This is a genomic window from Nostoc sp. CALU 546 (assembly GCF_048836525.1).
Genome location: NZ_JAWJTF010000198.1, coordinates 1 through 4,982, shown reverse-complemented (window position 1 = coordinate 4,982; position 4,982 = coordinate 1). Strand labels below are relative to the sequence as shown.

Below are 4,982 nucleotides of genomic sequence, written 5' to 3'. Positions count from 1 at the left end.
GTGTGTACACCGTAGCGATGCCTTGGGGGATTTAGGGGGATCAAGATATATGCAACTTCACATTAAATTGGTATTAGTGGTTTGGTGAATTGGCAAGGGTGGCTTGGAAACTCGGATTTTCAAAGCTGCAATACTTAAGTAGCTATGCTCCTTGGCAACATCCAGAATTTTTAAGTGAAGCGTGAATTGGAATCTGGAGTTGTAAGCGATGTCTAAGGGCGGGCTACGGCTCAATACGGTTCGGTTAAAGGGGAAAGGTTTTAAATACATCCTTACCCCTTATACCAATTCCCTATTTTCAAGATAGGTTTATTGCCCATACTTGAACTTTAAATTACAGCTTCTTGGCGTTGGCAATCAAAAACAACCATGTAGGAGGCATTTGGTATTTCCTGAGGGAGGTGCCGCATATAGCCATCGGCATCGGAACGGCTGCGGAAGCGGGCAACAATCTCCCGTTGCGTATTAGGAAGTAGACGAGCGATCGCCCAAGAATTGAGGCGTTCTTTATAAGCAACAGGCTGATTGTCTGATTTGGAAGCTTGATTATCCGTATTTTCTGGCATAATTATGTTATCCGTATGAAGTTTAATGAAGGGCGTTAATTAGTTTCTAGGTAGGAATGCACTAACGCTTTTTTTTTAATGCTGCTGCCACCTTGTTATTCGATTATTTATAGATTGTCAACACTGAGCGCCATATTTTAGACCAACTAAGTTAGAACTTTCAGGTGGTTATGAATCTCAAAGCCTTAGTTTGCAATTGTTTGCAGGACACAATAATGCTCAAGCAAAAAGTTTGGCAATTATTGGGTTTGCATAATTTGTATGCATACACATAAGTAAATTCCGCATCAGTGACAAAATAAATATCAATGTCTGAAAACATACTATTAAAATCTACATCGAAAATGCATAATAACGTGCCTAGAATTAATGGTCGCTGACACACTCTTAATTTTTCTATGGTGCGATGCCTACGGTAAAGCTATATTGCAGGCATTTACGTTTTTTATAGTTAGTTTAGAATAGTTAAATTTTCATAGTCTCTTTAGATATTAAAAAATGATTTTTTCTCAGGCTTTCACTAGAGTTTTAGAAAAAATATATTGTGCGATCGTTTAATTTAAAATATATTGACTAACTGCCATAGAATAGTTAATATTTTCGCGGTATATTTATATTAAAAATAATGGAAACACCCTTTGTAACATCAATCATTAAAAAAGTAGCAGAGAAAATAGGAGCAGTAGTTTTAGTAGACCCAGAATGCACCTTTGTGGGACTGATTACGTTTAAAAATGGTCATAAAACCTTTTTTCGCAGTAGCAGGTTTAGTATTAATTCTTCTGGCTCAGTAGCAATAGCGAAAGATAAAGGGGTTTCGAGTTTTTTTCTGAAGAAGTTTGGCTATAAGGTTACTGAAGGTCAAACATTTTTTAGTGAAGAATTATGCGAAGAATTAGCCAACACCAGAAATATAGATACGGGATTTTATTATGCTAAAGAGTTGGGATTTCCTGTAATTGTCAAGCCGATTAATCTCAGTAAAGGAATATTTGTTACAAAGGTTCACAACAAACAAGAATATTATCAAGTAGCCAAGAAAATTTTGCAAAAAACATCAGTATTTATTGTTGAGCGATTCTACAGTGGCAATGACTATAGAATTGTAGTCCTTGATGATGAAGTAATTTCGGCGTATCAAAGAATTCCTTTATTTATAATGGGAGATGGTCAATCTAATGTTTTGGAACTTATGCAACAAAAACAGGAGACTTTTATCAAAAATGGTAGAAAAGAAATTATAGATTTTGAAGATTACAGAATCAAAAAAAATTTGCGGAGACGAAAGCTAAATTTTAATACTGTTATACCCAAGAATAATATAGTTTATCTTTTAGACAATGCAAATTTATCAACTGGTGGGGAAGCAGTAGACTTCACTGAAAATATCCATCCTGATTTTCAACAGTTAGCAATAAGTATTGCAAAAGATATGGAATTGAGATTAGCTGGTGTGGATATTCTTACTAGTGATATAACGTCACCAATTGTAGATTATACAATCATTGAAATAAATGGCGCTCCTAGCTTAACTCACTATGCTTCATTTGGTGAAGTTCAGACGAAAAGAGTAGAAAGTTTATATCTCAAAGTTCTCAAAGCACTTGAAAACGAAAATAACATTATTTGAAAATCATTCTTTATCCAATAGGGATTCAAATTCAGCTTGTAAGGCGGTTATATCTGCCAATCTTGCAACTAGTAAATTATCCTTGCCAGCATCACTTAAACATGCTTTCCAATAACCAATACTATCTGAATTGTTCAACCAAAACTGAATCACGGTATCTACCACTTGATCCAGATTCCAACCCCACTTTACTGGAACTGATTCCACCGATTCTATAAACGTATCTAGTGTACACTTATGCATTCCCAAATATTCCACGCCTTGATGGAGTGATTTTTGCCCATTTTGCTGTTGGTGATTAAAAAACTGTAAAAGTGGAGATACTCCTACAATATCAAAAGTGTATTTCATGTCACTGCTCCCAGTTTTAAATTACTTGCAGGAAAGGTTTAGTCTTTTATAAAAAGTATAGTTTTAGTCTATATGACTGGCATTAAACTCAGTTATGAATTAGCACTAGCAAGCATTGAGTGCTAATATTTATTTGTTAGTTTGATTTACTATTATAGAGTTTCAGACCTTAATTAAGGGATGTATAAAATATTAATAATTAAATCTTTTAAAGTGGCTGTGTAATAAAATCAGTAGCCCAACACAATATCCTGCAATCTCAACCAACCCCGTCATCAGCCTGATGACTTACGTCCAAGAAAACTGCCTTTCTGGAGCGATCGCAATCCAAAATTTAGCTAGGATCAAGTCAAGGGAACATAAACCCAAATTCAATTGGTGGTGCAGTTCTGGAAGTGTCACTCACTATACTCGCCTTTTGATGGAAGCAGTGATACTATCTAGTTGTGTGAGGAGCAAGTTAAAAATAAAAAGCGTCTGGGGTGGAAACACGGCAACACTCCCAGGCGCTTTTTAATTGGTATAGAGGAAAAAGTCATTTCAATCGACTGACTTAGAAAATTCAGTTCATCATCAAGATTGATCGACTAAAACAAGTAATGTAGCAAATCTTACTCACTGATGGGTCGCACTGGGAAAATAGTGCAACTCATAACTCAGGACTCATAACTCCTACTGAAGTGAAGCGATTAGTCAAGTCGCACCAAATTCAGTTTGTAAGGCTTCATCGTTATTATCTGCGATCGTTGCCACAACGGTAATTAGCCGAGACACTTCGCCAGGAGATAACTCGGCTAAGGTGCGTGTCGATATTACAACCACCCGATTTTCAATAATACCGAAACGCGCTTCAAAAGTGCTTGAGCAGTTCAACTCCAGAAGATACCGCATCAACTTAGGTTCATTTTTGGCAGGTAAATTTAGCACCGCAGACCAAACTGTTATTGTGTCTTCATCGGTTGTCCCGTTGAGTTGGACAAATACTTCTACACTTCCATACTTAAACTTCCAAAGATAACCGGCCTCTGGAGTGTGGCTAACCATCGCACTATTATCTTGTTCCAAAGAGTCGATGACATTTTCAATTACCTCAACATGGTTAATGCTTGTCGTCTCGCCAATTAAATCATTAACGGATTCGTTACTAATTACGGTTTCTGGGTAGCTTGCCATACAGATTTTTTCTCAACATACTCGCTCTACACATACTTTATAACTTGTGGACGTAGTTGTAAGGGCAATTCATGAATTGCTCCTACTGATTGCTCCCGCCACCATCTGGTATGGTGGCGGGAGGAACAAAGAATTATTCTGGAAAAATTAAGGTAATTACTTAACCTACGTCATCATGGGCAAAGCGGTTAAAGAGGAAGTCTAAGGCATAGTTACGCAGTTGGTAGTATTGTGGATCTTCCATGATGCGGCTGCGATCGCGCGGACGAGAAAAAGGAATTTCCATAACTTCACCAATTTTCGCATGGGGGCCATTAGTCATCATCACCAATTTGTCTGCTAAAAATAGTGCCTCGTCGATGTCGTGGGTAATCATCAGCACTGTACAACGGTTATCGCCCCAAATTTTCAGCAATTCTTCCTGTAACTCTTCTTTGGTAATAGCATCCAGCGCCCCAAAAGGTTCATCTAAAATTAATACTTTCGGACGAATCGCCAAAGCACGGGCGATCGAAACCCGTTGTCTCATCCCGCCGGACATTTGCATTGGTTTCTTTTCCATTGCATCAGCCAGTCCCACCATTGCTAAATGATCGCGGACGATCGCTCTTTTTTCAGCTTGTGGTTTGTTGGGATAAACGGCGTTAACAGCTAAGTAGATGTTTTCAAAAGCAGTTCGCCAAGGTAGTAGGGCGTAGTTTTGGAAGACAACCATCCTGTCTGGGCCTGGTTTAGTAATGGGTTCTCCTTCGAGTAAAACTTGCCCGGAGGTGGGAAAGTTAAAACCGGATACCATATTTAATAGTGTCGATTTGCCACAGCCAGAGTGGCCGATGACGCAAATAAACTCGCCTTGTTCGACGTTGAGGTTAACGCCGTCGAGTACAGTAAAGGGGCCTTTCTTTGTGGGATAGACTTTGGTAACGTCTTTAATTTCTAGGAAAGGTCTGCGGCTGGTGGTTGCAGGGGCGAATGGTTTTCCTAGTGTGGTTGTAGCTGTTGAGTTGCGGTTTTGCATGGTATTTGGGGATTGGGGATTAAAAAGCTAAATGTACACGATGTGCAAATGAATATTCTGACCTTTCTTCTTCTAAGGGCTACCGTAGCCTGAAATACCTGATTAACCAGGGTTTTACCCCACCCTAACCCTCCCCTTGGAAAGGGGAGGGAACTAGATTTCTTTTTCCCCCCTTTCCAAGGGGGGATTAAGGGGGGTAATTCGATTTGTGTGTAGAAGGGAGACGTTAACGGAGATAAAAGGT

5 protein-coding genes are annotated in these 4,982 nt (G+C 38.8%); 1 reads left to right on the top strand and 4 read right to left on the bottom strand.

Going from position 1 to position 4,982, the window contains the following annotated elements; genetic code table 11:
* Positions 1 to 329: 329 nt before the first annotated feature.
* Positions 330 to 566 (bottom strand): hypothetical protein, encoded by a 237-nt coding sequence (locus RRG12_RS41360; protein ID WP_420763172.1) that lies wholly within the window; start codon positions 564 to 566, stop codon positions 330 to 332.
* 625 nt (positions 567 to 1,191) lie between these two features.
* On the opposite strand from RRG12_RS41360, the gene RRG12_RS41355 reads away from it, so the two are divergent.
* A complete protein-coding gene (locus RRG12_RS41355; protein WP_420763171.1) occupies positions 1,192 to 2,196 on the top strand; it encodes a cyanophycin synthetase in 1,005 nt (334 codons plus the stop codon).
* 3 nt (positions 2,197 to 2,199) lie between these two features.
* On the opposite strand, the gene RRG12_RS41350 is transcribed toward RRG12_RS41355, so the two are convergent.
* The 3 genes from RRG12_RS41350 to RRG12_RS41340 form a co-directional block, all read right to left on the bottom strand.
* Positions 2,200 to 2,547 (bottom strand): hypothetical protein, encoded by a 348-nt coding sequence (locus RRG12_RS41350; RefSeq protein ID WP_420763170.1) that lies wholly within the window; start codon positions 2,545 to 2,547, stop codon positions 2,200 to 2,202.
* 693 nt (positions 2,548 to 3,240) lie between these two features.
* A complete protein-coding gene (locus RRG12_RS41345) occupies positions 3,241 to 3,720 on the bottom strand; it encodes a YbjN domain-containing protein (RefSeq protein WP_069073990.1) in 480 nt (159 codons plus the stop codon).
* A gap of 160 nt (positions 3,721 to 3,880) precedes the next feature.
* Positions 3,881 to 4,738: a nitrate ABC transporter ATP-binding protein gene (locus RRG12_RS41340; RefSeq protein WP_069073991.1), complete on the bottom strand. Its 858-nt coding sequence runs from the start codon at positions 4,736 to 4,738 to the stop codon at positions 3,881 to 3,883.
* Positions 4,739 to 4,982: the final 244 nt, after the last annotated feature.

Bases quoted from the DNA above. Each gene is read 5' to 3' on its own strand.
- RRG12_RS41360 (WP_420763172.1), bottom strand. From the start codon at position 566: ATGCCAGAAAATACGGATAATCAAGCTTCCAAATCAGACAATCAGCCT.
- RRG12_RS41355 (WP_420763171.1), top strand. From the start codon at position 1,192: ATGGAAACACCCTTTGTAACATCAATCATTAAAAAAGTAGCAGAGAAA.
- RRG12_RS41350 (WP_420763170.1), bottom strand. From the start codon at position 2,547: ATGAAATACACTTTTGATATTGTAGGAGTATCTCCACTTTTACAGTTT.
- RRG12_RS41345 (WP_069073990.1), bottom strand. From the start codon at position 3,720: ATGGCAAGCTACCCAGAAACCGTAATTAGTAACGAATCCGTTAATGAT.
- RRG12_RS41340 (WP_069073991.1), bottom strand. From the start codon at position 4,738: ATGCAAAACCGCAACTCAACAGCTACAACCACACTAGGAAAACCATTC.